The sequence below is a fragment of the Prevotella sp. E9-3 genome (assembly GCF_022024015.1).
In the GTDB taxonomy this organism is placed as follows: domain Bacteria; phylum Bacteroidota; class Bacteroidia; order Bacteroidales; family Bacteroidaceae; genus Prevotella.
In genome coordinates this window covers 1,185,775-1,211,263 of sequence record NZ_CP091786.1, presented here as the reverse complement: position 1 = coordinate 1,211,263, position 25,489 = coordinate 1,185,775, and the positions used below count along the sequence as shown (strand labels likewise).

Annotated in this window: 19 protein-coding genes and 1 pseudogene; 6 read left to right on the top strand and 14 right to left on the bottom strand. The window is 44.4% G+C overall.

Features of this window, described 5'->3' with window-relative positions; all coding sequences use genetic code 11:
• Positions 1–18: 18 nt before the first annotated feature.
• The 9 genes from L6475_RS04200 to L6475_RS04160 form a co-directional block, all read right to left on the bottom strand.
• A complete protein-coding gene (locus tag L6475_RS04200; RefSeq protein ID WP_237822798.1) occupies positions 19–1,152 on the bottom strand; it encodes a metallophosphoesterase in 1,134 nt (377 codons plus the stop codon).
• A gap of 15 nt (positions 1,153–1,167) precedes the next feature.
• Positions 1,168–1,953, bottom strand: coding sequence for a vitamin B12 dependent-methionine synthase activation domain-containing protein (locus tag L6475_RS04195; protein ID WP_237822796.1), 786 nt, complete (start codon positions 1,951–1,953; stop codon positions 1,168–1,170).
• The gene (locus tag L6475_RS04190; protein ID WP_237822794.1) at positions 1,950–3,293 is read right to left on the bottom strand and encodes a dihydroorotase; all 1,344 of its coding nucleotides are present in this window, start codon (positions 3,291–3,293) and stop codon (positions 1,950–1,952) included. The genes L6475_RS04195 and L6475_RS04190 overlap by 4 nt, the downstream gene beginning before the upstream one ends.
• Positions 3,294–4,061, bottom strand: a complete 768-nt coding sequence (locus L6475_RS04185; RefSeq protein WP_237822792.1) for a DUF4369 domain-containing protein — start codon at positions 4,059–4,061, stop codon at positions 3,294–3,296. It abuts the gene before it with no gap.
• Positions 4,062–4,159: 98 nt separating this feature from the next.
• Positions 4,160–4,561 (bottom strand): hypothetical protein, encoded by a 402-nt coding sequence (locus tag L6475_RS04180; RefSeq protein WP_237822790.1) that lies wholly within the window; start codon positions 4,559–4,561, stop codon positions 4,160–4,162.
• On the bottom strand, positions 4,545–4,910 hold the full coding sequence (locus L6475_RS04175; RefSeq protein WP_237822788.1) for a septum formation initiator family protein: 366 nt from the start codon (positions 4,908–4,910) through the stop codon (positions 4,545–4,547). Before L6475_RS04175 ends, L6475_RS04180 begins: the two co-directional genes overlap by 17 nt.
• A 44-nt stretch (positions 4,911–4,954) precedes the next feature.
• Positions 4,955–6,745, bottom strand: coding sequence for a DNA polymerase III subunit gamma/tau (locus tag L6475_RS04170; RefSeq protein ID WP_237822786.1), 1,791 nt, complete (start codon positions 6,743–6,745; stop codon positions 4,955–4,957).
• A 180-nt stretch (positions 6,746–6,925) separates the two neighbouring features.
• Positions 6,926–7,990 carry a glycoside hydrolase family 43 protein gene (locus tag L6475_RS04165; RefSeq protein ID WP_237822784.1) on the bottom strand — a complete coding sequence of 355 codons (1,065 nt, stop codon included), beginning with the start codon at positions 7,988–7,990 and terminating at the stop codon, positions 6,926–6,928.
• A gap of 92 nt (positions 7,991–8,082) precedes the next feature.
• The gene (locus tag L6475_RS04160) at positions 8,083–9,096 is read right to left on the bottom strand and encodes an aspartate-semialdehyde dehydrogenase (RefSeq protein ID WP_237822782.1); all 1,014 of its coding nucleotides are present in this window, start codon (positions 9,094–9,096) and stop codon (positions 8,083–8,085) included.
• Positions 9,097–9,233: 137 nt separating this feature from the next.
• Between L6475_RS04160 and L6475_RS04155 the strand changes: the two genes are divergently transcribed.
• From L6475_RS04155 to L6475_RS04145, 3 genes are read left to right on the top strand one after another with little or no spacing between them, the layout of a single operon-like run.
• Complete coding sequence (locus L6475_RS04155; RefSeq protein WP_237822780.1) at positions 9,234–11,363, top strand: cation:proton antiporter; 2,130 nt, start codon at positions 9,234–9,236, stop codon at positions 11,361–11,363.
• A 29-nt stretch (positions 11,364–11,392) separates the two neighbouring features.
• Positions 11,393–12,127, top strand: a complete 735-nt coding sequence (locus L6475_RS04150) for an ABC transporter ATP-binding protein (RefSeq protein ID WP_237822778.1) — start codon at positions 11,393–11,395, stop codon at positions 12,125–12,127.
• Complete coding sequence (locus tag L6475_RS04145; RefSeq protein ID WP_237822777.1) at positions 12,121–12,984, top strand: S1 RNA-binding domain-containing protein; 864 nt, start codon at positions 12,121–12,123, stop codon at positions 12,982–12,984. The genes L6475_RS04150 and L6475_RS04145 overlap by 7 nt, the downstream gene beginning before the upstream one ends.
• Positions 12,985–13,045: 61 nt before the next feature.
• Here L6475_RS04145 and L6475_RS04140 read toward each other — a convergent pair whose 3' ends face one another.
• From L6475_RS04140 to coaW, 4 genes are read right to left on the bottom strand one after another with little or no spacing between them, the layout of a single operon-like run.
• Positions 13,046–13,426, bottom strand: a complete 381-nt coding sequence (locus L6475_RS04140) for a hypothetical protein (RefSeq protein WP_237822776.1) — start codon at positions 13,424–13,426, stop codon at positions 13,046–13,048.
• A 10-nt stretch (positions 13,427–13,436) separates the two neighbouring features.
• Positions 13,437–16,574 (bottom strand): beta-L-arabinofuranosidase domain-containing protein, encoded by a 3,138-nt coding sequence (locus tag L6475_RS04135; protein ID WP_237822775.1) that lies wholly within the window; start codon positions 16,572–16,574, stop codon positions 13,437–13,439.
• A gap of 43 nt (positions 16,575–16,617) precedes the next feature.
• On the bottom strand, positions 16,618–19,110 hold the full coding sequence (locus L6475_RS04130; RefSeq protein ID WP_237822773.1) for a zinc-dependent metalloprotease: 2,493 nt from the start codon (positions 19,108–19,110) through the stop codon (positions 16,618–16,620).
• A gap of 35 nt (positions 19,111–19,145) precedes the next feature.
• On the bottom strand, positions 19,146–19,976 hold the full coding sequence (gene coaW / locus L6475_RS04125; RefSeq protein ID WP_237822771.1) for a type II pantothenate kinase: 831 nt from the start codon (positions 19,974–19,976) through the stop codon (positions 19,146–19,148).
• A 183-nt stretch (positions 19,977–20,159) separates the two neighbouring features.
• On the opposite strand from coaW, the gene L6475_RS04120 reads away from it, so the two are divergent.
• The 3 genes and pseudogenes from L6475_RS04120 to L6475_RS04110 all read left to right on the top strand — a co-directional run.
• Positions 20,160–20,789, top strand: a complete 630-nt coding sequence (locus L6475_RS04120; RefSeq protein ID WP_237822769.1) for a deoxynucleoside kinase — start codon at positions 20,160–20,162, stop codon at positions 20,787–20,789.
• Positions 20,790–20,793: 4 nt separating this feature from the next.
• Positions 20,794–21,423 carry a deoxynucleoside kinase gene (locus L6475_RS04115; RefSeq protein ID WP_237822767.1) on the top strand — a complete coding sequence of 210 codons (630 nt, stop codon included), beginning with the start codon at positions 20,794–20,796 and terminating at the stop codon, positions 21,421–21,423.
• A 9-nt stretch (positions 21,424–21,432) separates the two neighbouring features.
• Positions 21,433–22,215: pseudogene (locus tag L6475_RS04110) on the top strand (ABC transporter ATP-binding protein); the annotation flags it as partial.
• A gap of 521 nt (positions 22,216–22,736) precedes the next feature.
• Here the strand turns inward: L6475_RS04110 and L6475_RS04105 are convergent.
• Positions 22,737–25,451: a LamG-like jellyroll fold domain-containing protein gene (locus tag L6475_RS04105; protein ID WP_237822763.1), complete on the bottom strand. Its 2,715-nt coding sequence runs from the start codon at positions 25,449–25,451 to the stop codon at positions 22,737–22,739.
• Positions 25,452–25,489: the final 38 nt, after the last annotated feature.

Genomic DNA, 25,489 nt, shown 5'->3' with positions numbered 1-25,489 from the left:
TTTATATTAAATTTTAGTTTATTTGACTGCTGAACTCTGTTTCTTCCGAAGTGTAATAACCACGACCTCTGGATTGCAACCGAAGCGGAAAGGAACCAAAGCGCCAGCACCTTTTGAAACAAAAAGCATTCGCTCCCCCATATGATAAAGGCCATTGCACTCTGTCTTTAAAAGACTAAGCGGACACCAACCGAAGAGTGAGAACTGCATACCATGTGTATGACCACTCAAAGTTAGCTGGCAATGACTATGGGTTAGTATCTTATTTCGCCATGACACAGGATCGTGCTCAAGCATCACGACAAACTGACTGCGCGAAACGCCCCACAATGCATTATTGATATTGCCTCTGTGAGGGAAACGGCCGTTACCATCGTTCTCCATTCCGGCTATAACAATTGAGTCGCCACCACGATAAACAAACTGATGATAGTTGGCCAAAACTGTCCATCCCATATCCTGTTGGGCGCCAACGGTCAACTCCTCGTTCATAGCTTTCTGATAATAAGGGGCATCAATATACATAGCATAATCATGATTGCCCTGAACAGAAAAAACGCCATCGAGAGCCTTAATACCAGAGAGTATCCCTCGATAAGGTTGAATCTCAGAAGGTTGTTTATTCTGTATATCACCCGTAAAAACTACCACATCAGGATGCTGAGCATTGATACTATCAACAATTTCACATACATAATCTTTGTCACTACTACCTAAATGCAAGTCAGTAAAGTGCACTATCCGATAGCCATCGAACGCTGCAGGAAGGTCGTTAAACGCTATATCCAAATGTCTAACCTCCAATTGACGAACGCCAACAAAAGCGCCCCAAAACACTAAAGCCCATTCTAACAGTACTAAGAAAAAACCTATTTGTTTTCCTCGCTTTCCACAGAATGTTCCCAGAGAGAATGATAATTTCCCTCCAGCAACAAGTGCGAAGAAAAGTAAGTACAGGTTAAGCCAGATCATGTTGTCGGGCACAAAGTCACCAAGAGAGGTCAACCAAATGGCTGCCACTGCCAAACAAAAACTTGGAAAGAACCAAAGCAATTGCTGCCACCAAGCACGGGCTCTGAAATAACGCCAGTACAGATAGAAGTCAGGCACTATGATAAGGAGTAAATGGAAGATAAGTGATTTCAGTACCATTTTTAGAATCAGTTTTTAAGAAGATAAATTTGAAGCCAGAAATTTTCGGGCTAACTCTAAAGGAATACTACGCCGTCGTGCATAGTCGGCCAACTGGTCGTCTCCAATCTTTCCCACGCTGAAATACCGTGCCTGCGGATGGGATATCATTAATCCTGATACACTTGCATGAGGACGCATGGCGCCATTTTCGGTTAGGCGGATTCCAATCTGTTTCATATCTAACACTTCATCCAACAGGAAATTCACGCTTCCGTCTGGTAACGATGGATAGCCTACAGCTGGACGTATGCCTTGAAATTTTTCAACATGCAAGTCGCTGATTGACAAGTGTTCGTCATGAGCATACCCCCAGTAGTTTTTCCGAACTTCCTCATGCATTCGTTCGGCAGCAGCTTCAGCCAAGCGATCAGCCAATAACTGAGCCAACATCTTAGAATATGGATCATGATTAAAGTCTGTCTCCAGTCCGGCATCAACACTCGTAGCAAAAAGGCCCAATTTGTCATGTTCAGGATTCAGAAAGTCAGAGAGACACAAACAGGGGGTTCCTTGTTGTTGACGCAAGAGAGGTATCAATGTCCCTGTACGTTCAAGAACAATATTATCGCCAATTGAATGTGTATCTTCAATGAGAAATAAAGCATGCGCACGATAATGCCCCACATGCTGATGTAGAAAATCCTCAGCTTCGGCACGCATACGTTTCTGTTCTTCTTCTCCCTTCAGCTGCCAGGCAAAAAAGAAGTAAACCCAATTAATATATGGTTCCAGTTCTGGTATGTCGTAATGTATAATCATCGGAATTGTATGGGCTGACCGATATAGTCAGTATCAACTACTCCATCATTATATATATGGTGTCCGTTACAGAAGGTGTGTTGGACTTTCCACTGATAGGTATGACCTTCCATCGGACTCCAACCACACTTACTTTCTATATACTGAGGAGTGACTGTCCATGGACTGTCTGGACGAACAATCACCAGATCTGCCTGATAACCCGGACGTATAAATCCACGCTGGCGGACCTCAAAGAGCCGTGCTGGGTTGTGGGCCATCAATTCTACCAATTGCTCGAGGGTGAGCACTCCTTCATCTACAAGTTCCAACATGGTGACCAACGAGAATTGTATCATGGGCATACCACTGGTGGCACGTGAAGCCCCACCTTCTTTCTGAGAGAGTAAATGGGGAGCATGATCGGTACCAATTACACTAATACGCCCATCCATAAGTCCACTTCGAAGGGCCTCACGGTCAAGAATATCCTTGATAGCAGGATTCACTTTTATCTTAGCTCCAAGCTTCTCATAGTCTGTCATCGAAAAGAACAGATGACCTACTGTAGCTTCAGCTGTCACTAATGGAAACTTTCCATCCCTTACAAAATTGGAGGCTGTTATCAGTTTCAGTTCTTCAGCCGTAGTAATATGCGCAATATGTAAACGGGCCTGATGACGAACAGCCAATTCAATGGCCTTCGTTGTAGATGCCAAGCATGCTTCCAAACTTCGAATTAGAGGATGTGCTGAAACTGGAGGATCATCACCATAACGTTCCTTAAACTCCGCCATATTTCGATTGATAATGCCAGTATCCTCACAATGAGCCATAATGGGCAAGCGGGCCTCACTGAAGATTCTATCGAGAGTTTCATCACGATCTACCAGCATATTTCCTGTACTAGAGCCCATAAAGAGTTTAATACCAGGTATGGAATGCTCATCAAGCTGAGTAAAAAGATCTGTGTTAGAGTTTGTGGCTCCAAAAAAGAAAGAATAGTTCACGTGACTTTTGGTAGCAGCCAAGCGGAATTTTTCCTCTAAGGCCTCAACATTGGTTGTCTGCGGCACTGTGTTGGGCATGTCAAAGAAACAAGTAACTCCTCCAGCTGCCGCTGCCCTACTCTCACTTTCCATATCCGCCTTTTCTGTTAGTCCGGGCTCACGGAAGTGTACATGGTCGTCAATAACTCCGGGCAATATATAACAGCCTGTAGCATCAACAACAGCCTCATCTCCAGTAAATCCAGAGGTGAGGCTGCCAATACTTTCAATTATCTCATTCTCAATGACAATATCGCCTACGAACTGTTTACCCTCGTTGACGATTGTACCACCTTTGATGATTGTTTTCATTTACTGTCCGTTCAGAATGCTTTGTATCAACGAATCAGAGGGTTCACCCGATGGAGCAGCCGGCTGTTCAATTCCTTGCAACTTTGCCTGTATCTCATTGGCTACCTTATAGTATTCTTTTACATATGAATCATTTTTGAACTTTTCAGTAGCGATACTCATTAAATGCTCTATCTGTGGAGTTAGAATTGGATACTGATATCCAGCAGTAAGCATCATAAACACACCAGGGCCAAGAACATTATCGAAGTTGTCTACAATGAAGTTCGTTACGAGACTGTCTTCTTCCTCTGCAATTCGATCTGCTTCAACCGACAACACATTGGATATATCATGCTCATCAATACCATCAAGCAACATCTGACTCTCACGATGGCTCAGTTCGTTCATACGGTTGCTCAGTTGAGTATGCTGATCTATAAACTCATAAAGAATTTCGTTCAATGGAGTACCACTCACCTTACGAGAAGTATCATCTATTCTCACTATAATTTCACCTTTTTCCAAGACCAAAGGCATCATCAACGGACGGTCGTCCATAAAGAGATTGACCATCATCGTAGTGTCCAATGCGCCACTGAACTCAAATTTTCCATGAACAACTTCACAGGAATCTATATTCTTAACTTCCTTGTCTTGTACAGCTTTTAAATACAATTTGCTTCCATCAAGTGATGATACCGACGAAGTTCCCTGAATGGAATAGCATTCGGAGCAACACGATGAAAATCCTGTCAAGACAACAAAAAGATATAATAGTTTTCTCATAAAAAACTTCAACATATTCTTCTGATCTTTTGCAAAAGTACGACGATATATTGAAGTATGAAAATAAATTTGCGCATTTTAAAAGAATGCACATACTTTTAGCGTTTTTTTGCCTCTTTTTCGACCTCACTATCCAAGCGATTTATGGCATACAATTGAATAATAGCAGCTAGAAGTAAGGTTCCAATCCATTTATTATGCACATATAATACATATTCCACCTGTGGTATTCCAAATGCATTACTTTGTGAAGCAAACATCAGAACAGCAGTCAACAGAAAAAGTACATCGCTCGTAACAAGTATTCTGCGTAGACGACGTATCGTTACATTCTGACCTTCATAGCGCTGAAGCATCTGCATAGGAGCAAATCCCAACACGCCAATAGCATACAGATAAGGAGCACCTGTCCATCCCATAAGACTGATGCCTGCACCGGCAACCATTAGGAGTCCGCCAATCATATAAATCATGGCTTGAACTTTATTGAGCTGTTTCATTGATAGTCGGATTCGGGTTTACATTCTGTTCATCATCACTCAGTACAAAGATATCTTCATCATCTGTTTTCATAAAATAACGCTCACGAGCTATTTTCTCTATTGCTTTCGGATTTTTCTCCAATTCACGGATTCTATCTTTGTTGGCCTGATGGATTCCTTCGTAATATTCTATTTCACTTTTCAGTTCGCTGATACGCTGTTTATTGCTTATATGGGCCAACACACTATTCTCGTCAAAGAAAACAACGATTAAGACACCAACGACACAAACAATAACATACTTCACATACCATGTATGCCAAACATCAAGAAGCACTTGCTTCACTTTTGCGATGATCTTTTTCATACCTTATTATATATAATTAGGCTTTTTCATAAAATGAGGAACAGCTAAGCCAATTCCAACTCAAACAACAATCGCAGTTTCTCAACAGAAGGATTCTTCTGCACCATCTCTTCAAACTGTTCGCGACGTGTCAACACCTTAGTCTGCTCTAGTTGCTCAGCAACCCTAATCGTCAATGTGATATCCGAATTGTGCAGATACATTTTCAGGGTAGAAAGAATGCTCCCTCGAATAGTTTCAACCTCAGTCTTAATAATTTCGTTTGGTACCACCAATTCAACGCCTGGAAATTCCAGAATCTGTGGATTCATATTCTTCATACGGGCAGCAATTCCACTAAGTCGGAGAGGCATTCGGTTACACATAGACATCCACTGCAATTCCAGTTCTTCTTGCGAAAAGGAAGAAGTCTCGCGACTATTATTATCTTCCGTACCTTGTGTACCAAGCAGAACATTCATCTTCGAGTTTTGCTGCTGGCGCATCCGACCAAAGGTCATTCCTAACGCTGTTGCCTTAAGGGCAGGTCGGGATGGAGAAGATGTTTGAGAGTTCTGACCATCAGAGGAAATCTGAGTATTCTGAGAACTATGGGTATTCTGATAATTCTTAGTAACATTATCCGTCTTCTCAGCCGCGGCTACCTGCGGAGCCGACTTCATTGTGGACTGAGATTGCTGGATCAAATTTTTAAACAGGGATTTCAGTCTTCTGGGCTTACGCCCACTACCCTCCCCTTCTGCTGGCTGCGTCAGTTGGGCCAGCTCAATCAATGTGAGTTCAACGAGCAATCGCTTGTTTGAGGATTGTCTGTAATTAATATCACATTGGTTCATCACTTTCAAGGCATCATACAGGAAACTAAGCGGAGCCTTTTGTGCCTGTTGCTGATAGCGTTCACGAGCCTGTTCACTAACTTCCAACAATGACAAAGTTTGTGGATCTTTGGCCATCATCACGTTACGCACATGTTTGGCGAGTCCCTGTACAAGCAGACCGCCATCGAAGCCTTTATTAATAACATCGTTCAGAAGCACCATCACGTCGCTCACTTTATTGGCAAGCGACAGGTCAACCAAGCGGAAATAATATTCAGAATCAAGTACATTCAGGTCTTCAATTACTTTCTGATAGGTGATATTTCCCTGACAGAACGATGCAGCCTGATCGAAAATGGAAAGAGCATCGCGCATACCGCCATCTGCTTTTTCAGCAATCACCGCCAATGCTTCTTCTTCGTATTTTATGCCCTCTTTCTCAGCTACGCCTTTCAAGTGAGCAATCGTATTCTGGACAGTCATGCGTTCGAAGTCATAAATCTGACAACGACTTAAAATAGTAGGAAGAATCTTATGCTTCTCTGTAGTAGCCAGAATAAAGATAACATGTGCAGGCGGTTCCTCCAATGTTTTAAGAAAAGCATTAAAGGCTGCTGTTGACAACATATGAACCTCGTCAATGATGAAGACTTTATATTTTCCCAACTGAGGTGGAATACGTGTTTGCTCCATCAGTGTCTTTATGTGCTCAACCGAATTGTTTGATGCGGCGTCAAGCTCAAAAATATTCAGCGAACGCTGCTCGTTGAAAGACTGACAACTTTCACACTCGTTGCAAGCCTCACCATCAGCAGTTGGATTCTGACAGTTAATAGCCTTAGCAAAGATACGAGCACAAGTTGTTTTACCAACTCCCCTTGGTCCGCAGAACAGATAGGCATGAGCCAGTTTTCCACTCTTCACAGCATTCTTCAGTGTGGTGGTAAGTGCCTGTTGTCCCACTACTGTATCGAAAGACATTGGACGGTATTTACGTGCCGATACAATATATTCCATTTTCTTGTTTTTAGTTTTATGGCACAAAGGTACGAAAAGTCGCGCTCAAAAACGAAAGTTTTATTTCCTTTTTTGTCACAAAACAGAATAAATTTTCTACAACAAAAAATGGCCTTCATCCATATGGGAAGAAGACCATTTAATGAAAGTTACACTTAGTCTAAGTATATCTCGAGTAATTTATTTGTCACTGCAACATTTACCGCCGCAATATTGTCCACAGCAATTACGTTCTTTCAACAGTTTCTCAATGGTAGCCACTTCTTCATCGGTAACAGGCAATACCGTACCGTGACGAGGAGTAAACATACCACTGGTATTGGTCTGTGCTCGAAGTGTAAAGCTAGTCAAATCAGTAGTCTCACAGAACTGATAGTAACCAGAACCGTAGCAATCGTACATCAAAATCCATTTTTCAGGATTCTTGCAGGATCCGTCAGCGTTAATCAGCGGCCAAACGCCAGCACCTTCAACGGCTACACGTGTCTGCTGCAACTTACCGCTAGGAGCACTCCACTGCGAACCTGGAGCAGCATTCTTCTTTGGGGTCAGCGATTTTGCAGTAACCTTACAGATTCCACCTTCGCCTTCGTTCTTATAGAAAGCATGGTACAACTTATCTTTCTCATTGAACACGATGTCCATATCGATGGTAGCCGAACCGCGATCATAAAAATAAGTAGGTTCACCTTCCAAATCAGTAAAGTCCTTATTGGCATAGCAATAGTACACTTTATCATAAGGAATTGTACCATCATTGGTCAGCAGAGAGAAATACACAAGATATTTCTTTGCTTTTGGATCCCAGATCGTTTCCGGAGCCCACACACGGGTTACATTAGCAAAATTTGTTCCTTTATACTTCTCAGGGAAATGAACAGTTGAATGCTGCCAGTTCACCAAGTCTTTCGAGCGCATTAGCACCATACCACGATTACTAGCCCATCCTTCAGCGCAACGCATATCGGTGTTTACCATATAGAACCACCCATCCTTGCCACGAAGCACATGAGGATCGCGAACACCTTTCTTCAGAGCAATGGTATCGGCACTAACAACCATTTTTCCATTGTTCATGGGAACAAACTTGAAAGGATCACTAATATCACTCAAGGCGTAGTAGATATTCTCATTGTCGTTAGACGGAAAATACACGAACAGATACTTTGTATAGTTCTGCGCATAAGTGGCTAAGGGGCCAAGAAGCGAAAACAGCACGGCCATTAAAAACAGTTTTTTTGTCATTTTGTAGTAATAAAATAGATAAGTGGTGCAAAGATACAAAAAAAGGCTGAACTAGTCAGCCTTTTTAAAAATATTTTTCTTTCCTTGTTGCTTTATCCTACATTTCCGACCTTAATCAGATATTCTGCAATCTGAACAGCATTCAAGGCAGCGCCCTTACGAATCTGATCACCCGAAAGCCAGAAAGTCAGTCCGTTATCATCGGCCAAATCCTTACGTACACGACCAACGAACACATCATCCTTACCCGCTGTGTCCTTTGGCATAGGATATGTAAGAGTGGCAGGGTCATCCACGAGCGTACAGCCAGGTGCAGCTGCTATGGCCTTCTGAGCCTCCTCAACAGAGATCGGCTTTTCAGTTTCAATCCATACACTCTCTGAATGGCTGCGCAATGAACTTACACGTACACACATTGCCGAACAGCGTGCATCGGTATGCATAATCTTACGCGTTTCATTGTACATCTTCATTTCTTCCTTTGTATAGCCATTAGGCTGGAACACATCGATTTGAGGAATCACGTTATAAGCCAGCTGGTGGGGGAACTTCTTTACAGTCTTCACCTCGCCAGTCTCAACAATTTCCTTATACTGCTGCTCCAGTTCAGCCATAGCAGCAGCACCAGCTCCGCTGGCACTTTGATAGCTTGAAACATGGATACGCTTGATATGTGAAATATTCTCCAAAGGCTGCAGTACGACTACCATCATAATGGTGGTACAGTTAGGGTTGGCAATAATGCCACGGGGACGTTTCAAAGCATCCTCAGCATTGCATTCAGGCACCACCAAGGGCACATCATCGTCCATACGGAAAGCACTCGAGTTGTCAATCATCACAGCGCCGAATTTTGTGATATCCTCAGCGAACTCTTTTGAAGTTCCTGCTCCAGCACTTGTGAACACTATATCGACATCCTTGAAATCATCGCCATGCTTCAGCAGTTTCACCTCGATGTCCTTACCCTTGAAGTTGTATTTTCGACCAGCACTACGCTCTGATCCAAACAACAGAAGTTCATCCATGGGGAAATTTCTCTCAGCGAGAATGCGCAGGAATTCTTGTCCTACGGCTCCGCTCGCACCTACGATTGCTACTTTCATTTTGTTACTTTTTTAGGGGTTTTACTAACTTTAGGGTGCAAAATTACAAAGAAAAAATGACATAACATAAGGAAAAACAAAAATTACTAACAAAACAAGCCAATATTTATGAACTTTTTAATAACTTTGCACCTGAAATGACCGATTTATCCTCATATCTTCATATTAGCGACCCCACGCTTATCTTTTTCGTGGTGCTTTTGATTATCCTGTTTGCTCCTATCATCATGAGCAAGCTGCGTATTCCTCACATCATCGGTATGGTATTGGCAGGCGTGTTGGTGGGTCAGCACGGCCTAAACATTTTGGATCGTGACGAATCTTTCGAGCTATTCGGTCGCGTAGGTCTATATTACATTATGTTCTTGGCCGGACTGGAGATGGATATGGAGAGTGTAAAGAAAAATTCCCGACAGTTTATCATTTTCGGTCTGCTCACTTGCTTGGTACCTCTTACCCTCACTTATATCATGTCTATCACCTTATTGGGGTATAGTAGTAAGGCTTCATTTCTCTTAGGTTGCATCATGGCCTCAAATACACTGATAGCCTATCCATTGGTGGGTCGTTACGGTTTGCATCGCAATTCAAGTGTAATGCTAAGTGTAGGGTCATCCATGATCTCACTATTCATGTCGTTGGTGATGCTGGCGGGGCTGGCGGCAACGTTCAGTGAGAACAGCGGTATTCTATTTTGGGTATTTTTTGCAACGAAACTGGCTATTTTCATAGTTGGAAGTCTATTAATAATACCACGATTGGCACGCTATTTCCTGCGCCGATACAGTGATGCTGTCATGCAGTATATCTTTGTCATGTCGGTCATGTTCCTTAGCGCAGCCCTTTCAGCAGCCATCGGTTTGGAAGGCATTTTCGGTGCTTTCTTCTCCGGATTGATTTTGAACAGATACATCCCCCATGTTTCTCCGCTTATGAACCGCATCGAGTTCATTGGCAACGCAATCTTTATTCCTTATTTTCTGATTGGTGTAGGAATGCTCATCAACCTCAAAACGCTGATGGACGGTCCAGAGATGTGGTGGATTGTTTTACTCATTGTTTTTTTCGGAACATTTGGAAAAGCTGTAGCAGCCTATCTGTCGAGCCTATTGTTTCGTTTACCTAAAGCTGAAGGCCACATGATGTTCGGACTTACTTCGGCCCATGCTGCCGGTGCCATTGCAATGGTAATGGTAGGTATGCGTCTGGAAGTAGAACCTGGATTAATGTTGGTCGATAATCAGATGTTGAACGGCGTTATCATTATGATATTAGTGACATGCCTGATATCAACAATGATGACACAGAAAGCAGCTCTTCAAATTGTGTTCCGTGAACGGGTTAATTTGCAGTCAAACCACACTCAGGAGAAAGACGACGAGAAAATACTTCTCTGTGTAAAATACCCTGAGATTGCTCCTCAGTTGGTCTATTTGGCCACACTAATTCGCAACCAGAAGTTGAACCGCGAGTTAGTGGCGCTCAATGTTGTATATGACGACCAAGACAGTCTGAAGGCACGCGAAGAAGGTCTCCGACTTTTGGAGAGTCTTCAGCAACAGGCCAGTGCTTCTGAAATACAAATGCAGACTCAGGTGCGTTTGGCATCCAACATTGCCAACGGCATCAAGCACGCTTTCCGTGAATACGGATGTTCAGAAGTTGTAATGGGTATGCACGTACATAAGGATGTGTCACAGAAATTCTGGGGTGAGTTCATCCAAAGTTTGTACAATGGTTTAAACCGACAGATATTCTTAGTTCGTTTTGAGCAGCCCCTTTCTACGCTACGGCTCATTCAAGTTGCAGTACCATCGAGGGCAGAGTTTGAGCCTGGCTTCCATCGCTGGCTAGAGCGCCTCTGCCGTTTTGCCGAGCAACTGGATTGCCGCATTCTTTTCCATGGCAGACAAGAATCACTCGACCCCATCAGACAATTTATCAACAACGGACATCCAAGTGTTAGAGGCGAATACAAATTGATGGGACATTGGAACGAGCTGCCTAAATTGGCTGCTGGAATAGAAAAGGACCATCTGTTTGTAGTGGTGACAGCCCGTAAAGGCACAATCAGTTACAAGAATGCTATTGATCGTCTTCCTGACGAGCTGACAGAATATTTCTCTGGTACAAACCTCATGATAGTGTTCCCTGACCAATATGGCGATCAGAAGGAAGACAGGATGAGTTTCACTGAGGCTCAACACCATGAAGAAAACAGTATCTACGATACTATTTCTCATTGGATTCACAAAAAAGCAATGTAAAATAGACCTATATTTTTTGAGAAGTCATCATGATAGAAATAAAAAATATCACCAAAAGCTTTGGTTCACTGCAGGTATTGAAAGGCATCGATCTCACTATCCAAAAAGGAGAAGTGGTGAGCATCGTTGGCCCCAGTGGTGCTGGTAAGACAACACTTTTACAAATCATTGGTACCCTTGACCGACCTGACAGCGGCTCAGTATATATTGACTCCATTGATGTAACGACCCTTTCACAAAAACAGCTCAGCGATTTCCGCAACCGTCATTTGGGCTTTGTGTTCCAGTTTCATCAGTTGTTACCTGAGTTTACAGCTCTTGAGAATATTATGATTCCTGCTTATATAGCTGGTCGTTCCAAAAAGGAAGCAAAAGAACGGGCCGAGGAGTTGTTGCAGTTCATGGGACTATCTGACCGCGCCCACCACAAACCTGCTGAACTTTCAGGCGGTGAGAAACAGCGTGTAGCAGTTGCTCGTGCATTAGTTAACAATCCTGCCGTAATTCTTGCCGATGAACCCAGTGGCTCTCTTGACACAAAAAACAAGCAGGAACTGCACCAGTTGTTTTTTGACCTTAGAGACAAGTTTGGACAGACGTTCATTATTGTGACCCATGATGAAGAACTTGCTACACTAACCGACCGCACTATCCACATGAAAGACGGACTACTGCAAGTGCCCCCTCATACGGTCCTTGATGGGACTTCTATAGAAGACGTAGCAAATGTAGTTTCAGAAGAAGAAGGGAGGAAGACATGTTAAAATTAGGAGATTATAATACACTGAAAATTGTTAAGCGCGTTGACTTCGGACTCTATCTTGACGGCGGCGATGAAGGCGAAGTACTACTGCCGAAGCGTTACACTACCCCACAGATGCACATCGGTGATGAACTGACCGTATTCATCTATCTGGATCAGGACGAGCGCATCGTAGCAACCACAGAAGCACCGTTAGCCAAAGTAGGCGACTTTGCCTATTTGGAAGTAGCATGGACCAACCAGTATGGTGCTTTTCTGAAATGGGGCCCCATGAAAGACCTTTTCTGCCCGTTCCGCGAACAGAAGCAACGAATGCAGACAGGCAAACACTACATTGTCTATGTAAAAGAAGACGAAGAGACTCATCGTTTGATGGCAACCGCCAAGGTCGAGAAGTATCTTTTTACTTCAGAGTCAACAGAAGGAGAACAGAACGAATCAGAAGTTCATACACTGAAGCATGGCGACAGCGTTGATTGTCTTGTATGGCAGAAAACTGATTTGGGCTTTAAAGTCATTATCAACAACAAGTTCCAGGGTCAGCTTTATGACAACCAGATATTCCAGCCACTATTCACAGGCAACCGGCTTACCGCCTATGTAGATCATGTTCGCCAAGACGGTAAGGTTGACCTCACCCTACAACCTACAGGACATCAGCATACGCTCGACTTTGCCGAGGTGCTTCTTCGCTACCTTTACGAGAATGATGGTCACTGCGATTTGGGCGACAAGAGTCCGGCTGAACTGATTGCCGATCGTTTTAAAGTATCGAAAAAGGCCTATAAAAAAGCCATTGGCGATTTGTACCGTCGAAGACTCATCACTATTTCAGACGAAGGAATCAAACTCGTATAAAAACAACGGAATCAAGTTCATTCAACTTGATTCCGTTGTTTTATATCTATATGGGTATTTCCTAAATACCGTATCTTTCTACAAGTTTAAGTACATCTTCCTTGTCGGGAGCGAACACATGGTTCAGTACGCCCACCGATACAGTGTACTCCCTCCCAGCTATAAACACTCGGCCCACAGAAAACAGATAGTAGTCATCCACTCTTAATAAACGATCCACTACCATATCAGTAGTAGTGCCAACTGTCATCTGTCCAGCCACCTTCATCACCGAACTGAAAAGGTCTTCGCCCAACGCTTTTCCAATTTTCTCATCGGTAGCATCTTTCAGCACTGTTTTCAGAACTTCCTTATGATCAGAAGCCTTCGGACAGGTTACTACCATCGCCATCAATAGCGCGACGAACAATACAATCAATAAAGCACATCCTCTTCTTAACATACTACTTAAACTATTTAATAAATTTCTTTCCGTTCCTAACTACCACTTCATGCTTGGCTGTATTAGCGGAAGGTTCCATTCCCTTTAAGGTATAGGCTTTTTCCATTTCCTTTATTGACGAGAGGCGCAGAGGTTCCACCTGAGTAGTCACCAAATAGTCATCAACACTTTTAGCAAAGTTGATATCGTATATTTCACAAGTACCATCGTCATTTGACGAGGTTAGTCCGAAAATTGTCTGTCCCAATGTGACACATGGACGCTCCCCATAGAAGTTCTCATAAAGACCACTTGTTGACATATTCCAAGCAATCAGCTGCTGCTCTTCATTGCCTACGGTAATATTTTTCTTAGTTACTGGAACCACCTGACTCCCCTTGTTAGCGCCATTGAGCCACCACAGATAGGAAGCGGTGCTCGTCGTTTTCAGACCTTTCCCGCGAACCACAAGATATTTCTGAGCTGCATCAATATCATAGTCACAATCTTGATACTTCAGCAACAATGCTATGTTGTTATTGCCAGTGGCCTTTGCCTTCAGAACATTATGTTCGGTATCATAGGTGATATTGCCAGCAGGAATACGTCCCGGATCACCCGTTGTCCAGTCAGCAGCACGAAACTGGTAGGCATGTGCCTCAACACTGAAATCTTTCATTAGTCGAAGATAGTACAATCCAGGATTGAGCGTTCCCTTTGTTGCAGCAAGTCTCACCACGAACTTTGTCTTCACTTTTCCTTCAGCATCTTTTATCAATTCGTCAGGAATAGGATATTCGATATTATAGAATCCATTCGCCTCAACCCATTTAGCTGTTGAGGTTACTGACACATCAGCAATCTTCACGCCATCCACCAGCAGTTCAGCCTTACGTCCGTTATCAGCCGTAGTGAATCTGCACATAATGGAAAGACGCTCGCCTACTCCTTCATTATTAAATAAGGTGTACTGCACATATCCGCCACTCTTAGCATCACGATAGCTTTCACCATTGTAACTGCCGATATTTGAGTCTGATGAATAGTTATACTCATGTCCTGCTTCACTCTGCTGCTCACCAGGAGCCACAAAGTCGAGCGTACGTGCCAGTAATGCTTCGTTGGCTGCTTCTGTCTGAGCCATCGAACTGTTAGCAAAGTTCTCTGCAGTTTGCTGATACCAGTAGCACATATAACGGTCGTGATGAATCTGGTAGAAAGGCTGAAGGTTCAACTTCTGCCAAGTATATGACTGCACTTCCGGTCTGCTGGCATCAATAGTGAAAGTGAGTTTCGACAAGTCTTGTGCTTCAATACGTTTCAACACCTCTGCGCGTTCACCTATCAACAACGGAGCAGAAAGTAAGTTTTTCGACGCAGCCATCGAACCGGGCGCATGGTCCATTCTACCTTCGCCACCATATTCATTCTGCAGTTGTTCGCTACCATTGGTAGTATTAGCACCTAAGAGAATCGGTCCATATCTGAAAGCCACATAGTCAGTATAGTTAGGACATTCCACATAACTGAGCAACATAGGCAGTTCTACAGTAATCACATCACCTGCCTGCCAGTTGCGGTTCAGTTCAACATAGCTGGCTACACCTACCGTTGTCACAGCTTGTATCTTCTCTGCATTGACAGACACTTCGAAATCCTTGCCTACCCATGCTGGATGACGAACAGCAATCGTATAACTGCCGGCTTTACCTACAGTAATCTTAGTCTTTGGTTCAAAGGGGAATGCTGTTTCTTGAGTAACTGAGAAATCATCGCTCACAAGACTGGAAGCAGTAAAAAGGTTTACGTACAGCGTATTCGTCCCATCGTGGGTATAGATAAAATGACCATATTTTGAATGGTTCTCCATACCTGTTCCCACACAACACCACATGCCTTGGTTCACTTGTGAATAGATACGATAGCCCTGTGGACGCAAGGTGGTGAAATAGACGTATCCACCTGTTGTCGGGTCTTGAGTAGAGAGAATATGGTTCCACATGGCATACTCATAGAAGTCGGCATATTTCGCATCATTGGTACGGTCGGCCATCATTTCCGACATTTTCAGCATGTTGTTTGTATTGCACGACTCGGGTCCGTCTAACTGGTCGATATAGCGATTAGAATTGCCTGCTGCCAGGAAATGCTCGTTCACCGAATTACCGCCAATACATACGGTTCGGTTTTCTGCCACATCGGTCCAGAAGTTTTCAGCCGCTTTAATATACTGAGAAGCAGAAGATTTTTCCAGCTCTGTCTCTCCGATTCGTTCCATACCGATGTACTTTGGCACCTGTGTATTGGCGTGCTTTCCATCAAGGAACGTCTTATTCATTGTCTGCATGCCGTTGAGCATCGTTTTATGCGTGTACTTCTTAGCAGCAGTCAAGTATTTCTCATCACCAAACAACTGATAGGCATCGAGCATCGATTCGTTCATACCTCCATGTTCGGTATTGAGAAGATTTTCCATATCACTATCGGAAACTTTTGCAACAACATTCACACTCCAGTCTGCCAGTTTTCGAAACAGTTCTTTGGCAACTTCACTGTTTCCATAAAGATAAGCATCGCGCAAACCGGCAAGTATCTTATGCTGACAGTAGAATGGTACCCATCCGCCATGACTCTTATAGGGCTGTATATTTCCCTGATAGAGGGAAGTCCAATCGCTATTGATAGGCTGACCTCCAATAAAACCGTAGAGCCCCTGTGTATTATTATCGAACTTGTCCTGACAGTCTTTCATCACGCTGAGCATATAGTCCATGCGTTCTTTCAACTGCGCCTTCACAGCCTCATCATGACAAGCAGCATAAGCCAGGGCAAGAGCCGTAAGATAGTGTCCCCCGACATGTCCGCTGAGGTCGAAAGAAGAGTCGCCCCAGTTTTTAAAATTCGGATGTTTGGTCAGCCACTGATAGTATTTGCTACTGCTATCGGTAGTAGAGGCAAGACCGGCCTGTCGGACATAGGGTGTCAACAACCTGTCCACATCATAAGCCAACAGCACCTTGAAGTTCAACTCCATTGCCGTTTTCATTGGTCCATCGGTCAGTGTCACCTGCTCCAGGTCAAAATGTTTCGGGTAAAGTTCGCTCTGTGCCTGCGCAGTAGTAGCCACCATTATCGTCAGCAGGCCAATCATTGAATGTCTTAATTTCATAATGTAGTAGTAATAGTTTTATTCAGTTGAACGGAAAAGAGAATTAGCGCAGGGGTGAATTCCTGCGCTCTCTAATTTGAGTAATACGTTCCAGCAAGTCCTGATAGTGCAGTGCATTAATGCCTTCGGCCTGCTGTTGTTTCAGATACTGCTCTATTTTGTCCAAATGTTGCATCACATAAAGTGTCACATCGTAGTTGCTGATGCGCGAGGAACTTTTAACCTTGTCGTCAGGATTAATGAGTGCATTAATCTGGCTGATATATATACGTTCCAAGTTTCGACGCATCTCATTTTTCCATTCGTTACTATTGTTGAGCGGTTTCCATACTTCAACGAACAGGTCGTCAAGATACTCCGGCACTGTATAGCCATCTTCACAAGCAACAGCATTGGTGTTGAGCGTAATGAGCGTGTATCCGTCCAGCATTCTACCAATCACCCTTTCCTGCATGTTATCCTGTGCATAGGTAGGATTGAATCTTACCTTGTTGCTGATATTCTTTGAAACCAACCACTCGGGTGCATCAAAGATATTACGTCCCAGATATTGAACAGCCTCCCTCTGTATTTCTTTAGGCACAAAAGAACGTGGTTCTTTACCAGGAGTATTGAGATAGGCGCCGCCGATGTTACGCAACACATGGTTAGTATAGCGCCAGAACTGCCCTCTCACTTCATTCCACATTTCACTCAAGTCATCATATTGATCATTGTCCTGCTGGGTCCACTTCTCCAGATTCTCCATGATACGCTTCAGGTTCTTTATGCCATATTCTGATGCCTTCATGCTGTTATCGCCAAGGTCCTCGGTCTGTGAGCGCGGATCGTCACCGCCACCTTCTCCGCCCAACCACCACAGTCGGCGGTTGCCATTCAGCACCTTACTGGTTTCTTTCATCAGCTTCTCTTTTTCAACGAACTCATCTTTGAACTCTGGACGCCACTGATAGCCCCACTTAATGGCCCATTTATCATAGTCGTTGACACGAGGGAAGAGACCTTTTTCCGAAATGCCATCCTCTGGCTGTGCCACATAATTAAAGCGGGCATAGTCCATAATACTGGCGGTATGACCATGTTTCTCCACCCAAGCCTTGTCACGCAAAAGCTCTACAGGCGTAGCATTCGAAGCACACATATTATGGCGCAGGCCAAGGGTATGGCCCACTTCATGAGAAGAAACAAAACGAATCAGTTCGCCCATCAGTTTATCATCAAACTTCATCTTCTGTGCGCGCTTATCCAACGGTCCACACTGAACCATATACCATTTTGTGAGCAGGTTCATTACATTATGAAACCAGCAGATATGGGCTTCGATAATTTCGCCCGAGCGAGGGTCAACGATGCGAGGGCCATAGGCGTTCTCAGTTTCAGAAGGCAGATAGCGCAACACCGAGAAACGTGCATCGTCAAGACTCATGGTTGAATCATTCTCGGGCCATTCCTTAGCCACGATTGCATTCTTGAAGCCGGCAGCCTCGAAAGCCACGTTCCAGTCGTTGATACCCTTCATCAGGTATGGTATCCACTTCTTTGGTGTAGCGGGATCAATATAGTAAACAATCTGTTTTTCAGGTTCAGAGAGTTTTCCGGCCAGATAGGCCTGCTTATTCTTAGGCACCAGACGATAGCGTGAGATGAAAGCCTCATGCTGTGCCTTTGTCTGATTGTCACTGAACTGACGGAAAGTGTTTACGAAATATCCCACACGACTATCCCAGATACGTTTACGCATCGGTGTCTTGGGAAGCAGCACCATTGAGGTGTTGAAGCCCATCGTCACACTGCCTGTATGTGAGGCAGCCGAAGCAGCTGGCTGACTGCCATAGGTACGGGTAGAGAGAATTTCTATATTTGTCGGGAACACCTTCATGGTGTCAATAAAAGTACGGTCAGCCTGCAAACCACCTACTTTCAGGTTTGTCTTTGCATTTGATGAGAAGCTGAACAAGTTATTATCGGTCTTGAACAGATTTGTGACTTCCACAAGACTTGCATCCTTTTCCTTGTTCTGACCAATAATCTTAAAGGCCATCACAATAGGGTCAACCGTCGATTTTTCCAGTGTGCGGGCTATATTATCTTTCTCGTCGGCCAGATAACTCAGCACATATTGACGCATCAGCATGGTGGCACTGTCGCGTTTCTCCATGTACACCGTGCAATGATTGATTTCTTCACCGGCAAACTGTCCGAAACCTTGTGGCACAGCATTGAAACGGGTGACGCAGAGGAACAGGCGCCCCAGCATTGAATCGGGGACCTCAAAATAGTGCTTGCCCTCAATCTTCCTTACGGTAAACATGCCCGTACGGGTTGAACCGCCTTTTTTCAGCAGTTTCTCGTATTCTGACTCTTCTTTTTTCTTTTTTTCTTTTTCAGTTTTTACTGTATCGGCAGCCAAAGTATCTGTTTTCACAGAATCCGTTTTCAAGGTATCGGCGGCAAGTACAAGATGCAGACGCCCGGCCTGTACGCCAAGACTCATTGTCATGCAGGCCAACAAAAGAAGCAGTTTAGATTTCATCATTGTTTAAGATTTTTGTTAGTGGTTGATATTACTGATTATTTATCTATTTTCTTTCCAAAAGCCAAAGCAGCACCAATAGCCGTACAGAACTCAGAATATTTTGGAATATGGAAGCGTACCTTGTAGAGTTTCTCCAGTGAGGGGAATATCTCCTTACACTGGGGCAACAAGGTCAGATTGCCTATGAGCACCATATCACGGCATCCCGTACCTTGCGCTGCCAGTACCGATGCCGAGCCGATGGTCTGCAACACCATTCCGATAATGCCGGCTGCGATATCTTCTTTCGGAGCATCGCTCTTGGCTTTAGCAAAAATACTGGCCGTAGCATCCATAGGAAGTCCTGGCAACGGATTGGTAGAGATATCGCCTATGAGCAAGTTTACATTTCTGAGTGTGCCCTGCATGGCCAAAGCCGAAACCTGTTTGATATCGCTGGTACCCAGACAAATGCGTGACAGTCCCATCAAGGTGCCTCCACCAATACCAATACCGCCTATGTGACTCATCTCTTCGCCACGACACATTACGAATGAAGTTCCCGTGCCCATAGACACAACGATGGCATGATCAAGCTTCGACTCATAGCGAGCACCCAAGGCATCGGCTATGAACTCGTCACAACGGCTGGTCTTCACGCCATATACATCACTCTTCACATAACCGGCACCTACACCGGTGAGCATCACATGATCAACCTCTTCAAGTCCTATATTATTATCATGCAAGTACTTTCCGAAGGCTCCATAAAGCGAAGTGATAGGATCGGCAGCAGTAATGCGTATAGGAGCTGTGGGCTTGCCTTCACGCAGTCCGACAATCTTTGTGGTCGAGATGCCCACGTCTATTCCAATAATCATTCCCATTTCTATTTACAGTTTAGCGCATGCAAAGATAAAGAAAAATATTGACAGTAGGCAATTCTTAGTAATACTTCGAACAATTTATATGCAATTTGAACAAATTTATGCAAAAAACAGACTAATTTATGCATAAATTCATCTTAATTCTGTACTTTTGCAAAAACAAAAAAACGCAATTCATACAAGATGCATATAGCCATAGCTGGTAATATAGGCAGTGGAAAGTCAACCCTCACCCGCATGCTGGCTCGCCATTACGGATGGGAGCCACGATTCGAGGCGGTAGAACATAACCCCTACCTGGAAGACTACTATAAAGATATTCACCGCTGGTCGTTCAACATGGAAGTTTATTTCTTGAAAGAACGCTTCCGCGACGTCATCGAAATACAGCAATCCTCCAACACTATTATCCAGGATCGCTCTATTTACGAGGGCGTTTATGTGTTTATGGAGAACAATAAGGCGATGGGCAATCTCAGCGACCGCGACTATGAGACCTACATGGAACTGTTCGAACAGATAATGGACGTAGTGAAATTTCCCGACCTAATGATCTACCTGCGCTGTTCGGTACCCCATTTGGTGGGCAATATCCAGAAGCGTGGACGTGACTATGAACAGCAAATGCAGTTGGAATACATTGAAAATCTGAACCGCAGGTATGATGACTTCATTACCAATAAATATAAAGGACCAGTTATGATCATTGACAAAGACGAACTTGACTTTGAGCACGAACCAAAGGATTTCGCCCAGATCATTGACCGTATCGACCAGACTCTCTTCGGATTATTTAGCCCCCTAAAACCATAATAATATGCACATCGCAGTAGCTGGAAACATTGGAAGTGGCAAGACCACCCTCACCAAGATGCTGGCCCATCGATATGAATGGACGCCACGTTTCGAACCCGTTGACAACAATCCCTATTTGAGCGACTTCTATGCCGACATGAAACGATGGTCGTTCAACCTACAGATATATTTTCTTAACAAACGATTCAAGGAGGTGGTAGAGATTTCGCGTTCCAAAGAAACCATCATTCAGGACCGAACCATCTTTGAGGATGCCCGCATCTTTGCGCCCAACCTGCACAGTCAGGGACTGATGAGCGATCGCGATTTCCAGAACTATTGTGACCTGTTCGACCTGATGATGTCGCTTGTGAAATTGCCCGACCTCATGATTTATATCCGAAGCAGCATCCCTACCCTTGTAGCCCAGATTCAGAAACGAGGTCGTGAGTATGAGCAAACCATGCGACTCGACTATCTGAAAGGTCTTGAACAACGTTACGAAGAGTGGATTGGCTCTTATAAAGGACAGCTCATTATTATCGATGGTGACCACTGCAAGTTTGGCGATCGTCCTGAAGACTTCAAGCAAGTTACCGATATGATTGACGCCAAACTGTTTGGTCTGTTCCCGATGGAAGAGGGTGAGTAAAGAACCACGATGGAGAAAGACGAAACAATCATTCTTCGGAACCTACAGATAGGTTATCCGCTAAAACATGGCTCTAAGGTGGTAGCCAGTGGTATTAACGCCACCTTACAGAGCGGTCAGCTCACGTGTCTGTTAGGTTCCAATGGCGTGGGTAAGTCAACCCTGCTGCGTACGCTCTCGGCTTTTCAACCGGCACTTTCTGGCGAAGTGTTACTACTTGGAAAGTCTATCAACGATTATTCTCCACGCCAACTCAGTCAGCTTATTGGTGTAGTGCTTACCGAGAAACCAGATGCGCGCCACATGACCGTTCGCGAACTCGTAAGCCTGGGCCGTTCGCCATATACAGGTTTTTGGGGTACTCTGAATGCCGATGACCACTCGATTGTGGAAGAAAGCATACATCTGGTGGGAATTGAAGCACTCAGCTCGCGCACCATCTCTACCCTCAGCGATGGTGAACGGCAAAAGGCAATGATAGCCAAGGCCCTTGCCCAACAGACAGATATCATCTTCTTGGACGAACCCACAGCATTTTTAGACTTCCCGTCAAAAGTTGAAGTAATGCAACTACTGCGCCGACTGGCTGCTACGCTGGGGAAAACAATCTTCATGTCAACCCACGATTTAGAACTGGCTCTACAAATGGCCGACACGCTATGGCTGATGCAAACAACAGATAACAGCACTGGCTCGATGACTGAGGACTGCTCACTCAAAGTGGGTTCGCCTCGTGAACTTGCCAATGAAGGAATCCTATCAAGTTTTATCAACCGCCAAGGAATTTCCTTTTCTCCCTCTGATTTCAGAATTAAGGTGGAGCGCTAATACGTTTCCGCTTATTACATCGAAAAATTGCATATTCATACCGTTCTTTTTTCGAAAATCAAGACAAACAAAAATTGCAAACTAGAACGGAGAAGCTAAGAAAATTCGCCTAAATTGTAATTTAAACGCTCGTTATACCGCAACTGAAAGAATCCTATACCGCAATTCTTTAACTCTTATACCTCAACTGAATGGTAATCGCAGTACAACTGAATGGCAGCTGCAGTACAGTTTTTATTCAGTTGAGGTATAACTACCGTTCTATTGCAGCCTAAAGTAAAGGGGTATTATCGACGAAATGGCTCTTTTTTAAGGACCAATATCGTAAAGTATTCATTATGAGCATGTTGCAAATAATTCACAACATGCTCATAATTTGCGTATAGAAGTCCAAAGTAGGAGTTGGTGAATTTCGTGCGATTCTCACGCGTTTTAACGGTATAAATATGCATCCGAAGAGCGCATGTATATACACAAGTTGCTCACTACTTCAGAACTTTCTTTCCATTGACAATGTTCAGGCCCGGACGAAGTGAGGAACGACGAATTCCATCGAGACCATGAATCACCGTGGGCTGCGGTTCGGCAGCAGGCATATCAACAGACGACACCTCACCACCATTCATCACCGTTGTTACTTCATCAGCCGTTAGCGCATGACTATAGATACGAACATCCTGAAGATAGCCTGTAAAGAGTGGATCGGAAGCAAACTGACTGCGTCCTAAATAGTTGAGTATCGGATGCAACTCATTTGGACGAATAGTAATGCCTGTGCTGCTGGCCACCTCACTACCATCCACATAGATAGAAGTTTTCTCACGTCCGATAACCACTGCAACGTGTTTCCATTTCAACACATCGAGTCTGGCAGGACAATCAATTGACTGTTCATCGCCACCATTCTTAATAGCGAAACGCATCTTGTTGTTTGAACCATTGCCAGGGGAAAGGAACATATAGTGGTTGGTATCATAGCCGAAATCGAAGATACGCTGCCAGTTGGTTGTACCACGCCAGTTCACCCACAGGGCAATTGTCAGTTCTTCACTGTTAGCCACCTCGTAAGGCAACTGCACATACTGGTTGTTCTTGCCAACAATACTCAAAGCTTGAGTTCCTTCAGTATGTCCGCTAACAAAATTGGTTGACTGAGTTACAGCATCCATCATATTGGCAGTCTCATCATTCGTATTGCCATTCATGAGCCACTGAGCCACCAGACCATTACGACCTGACGGGCCAATAAGTACAGAATCGGAGAGTACAGACAGATTCTCTGCACGGTCGATGGCACGCACACTATAAAAATAGGTCTTACCCCGCTGACATGTATTATCTACATAGTATGGAGTTTTCACCTTACGGGCAATGGTATTCCATGCGTAGGTGTCCTTTTCGGCACGCAGAATCATATAGCCATCAAGGTCTTCCTCTTCACCAAGCGTCCACTCCAGTAGCACACTGGCTGAGTTCTCCTTGGCAGTGAGTCCCTGAGGCTGGGCCGGTGCAGTGGTTTCATATTCCACATCAACAGGAACAAAGCGCCACATCTGACGTTTCAAACTATTACCGGTCTTGAGTTTATCTTGAACCACTTTGGCCGTAAGAGCCGTACCATTGGAGGTCAGATAAAGAGCACTCTCACGATTGCGTAGAAAATAATAGCCATTACCTGCATATTCGGCATACCACTGCTCATTGCTTGAAGGAGCAGACTGTGTCCATGCTATGATTTCGGCTCCTCCGCTCAATGAGAAATTACGCACGTTCATACGCACGTTAGTAGCATTTGCCGACTCTATATCAAGGAAACTATAATCGCCACCAGTGGTAGGCTTACAAGGAGCAACATTCCAATACTGATTATTGGCACCAGTAAACCTAGCCTGTGCAATAGCAGTTCCATTGCTTGGACATGTGATAACACCTCCCGTCATGGCATTGTAGATCTTGTATTTGCCATTGATGATGCTAGGTGCCACATCAGGTCCCCATGTGACGTCAATAACTCGTTCGGCATTGGTCTGACCTTTCTGATAGCCCGTTCCACCAGGAATCTGCATAAAGAACTCATAGGATGGGCCATGACCATCGTAATAAACCTCACGCTCGGTAGAAACCAACTGATAGTTGGTAGTATAAGCCTGACGCTCACTGGAACCGATGAAAGCCTTCACGCGACCATCATCGTGACGATAGACAGATGCAGCAGTCCAGTTGTTGCGATGCTCGCCATAGGCCAGGCGAACACCATTACGGCTGATATCGCAGAACTCTCCACGCACACGACTATCAAATCCCCACCAAATGCCCACGCTCATTCCATGTTCAAGACCAGTCATGGCCTCAACCACATTGTGCATCTCGTCGTTATAGCCTACCTTGCCATCACTCTGCAAACGGTCGTAGAAGGCAATATAGTTGTCCATAGAACCGGCCAACTGGTGAGTATTTCCCCAATCATAGACATCTTTGCCTGGATTATACCATTCCAGTGCCTTGTCATCGTTTAGGGTATTACCGCCTGCCATCACAATTCCTTCCATATCAGAAGCATAATCTTTGCGCAGTTTACGTGCGATAGAAGCCTCATCATTAGGATAGCCCTGCACCAGATTCTTATCGGCATCATAGTCGGGCTCGTTGAATGGTGAGACGCCGACAATGGGATGTTGAGTATTGGCCTTCATCCAGTTCACATGAGCATCAATCATTGCAGCCCAACGGTCAACATTGGCATTGTGATTGGTCGTATAATAGGCATTGATATTCGGACCGGTATGTCCATCTGGACGATAACCATTGTCGCAGTTCATGATGAGAGGGAGGTCTCGGCGAATCTTATTGAACAGATTTGAACGGGTGCGAAGACCTTCAATCTGGTCGGTTGTGAGCGACACATCATTAACTAGCGGATTGAGCACACGGAATGATGTGCGGCCAATACCTACGTTCTGACTGCCCATATGGTTTACGCCCTTCATGATATTCTGCTCATTGATCCATGCCAAATCCACGCCCCATGTAGGAGAATAGCGTTTGCCTTCAGCGGAGATGCCATAGGACACGGTTACATCAGAGATGCTGTTGAGAGGCAGATTCATACTGGACGACGAGCGTGGCTGGTCTTGTGAGAACGCAGTGGCCGCACTAAAGGCGGTCACTGCGAGAAGAGTCATACGAAGTGTTGGTTTCATAAGTCTATTGACTTTCTTTTATAGATGATTAAAAATAG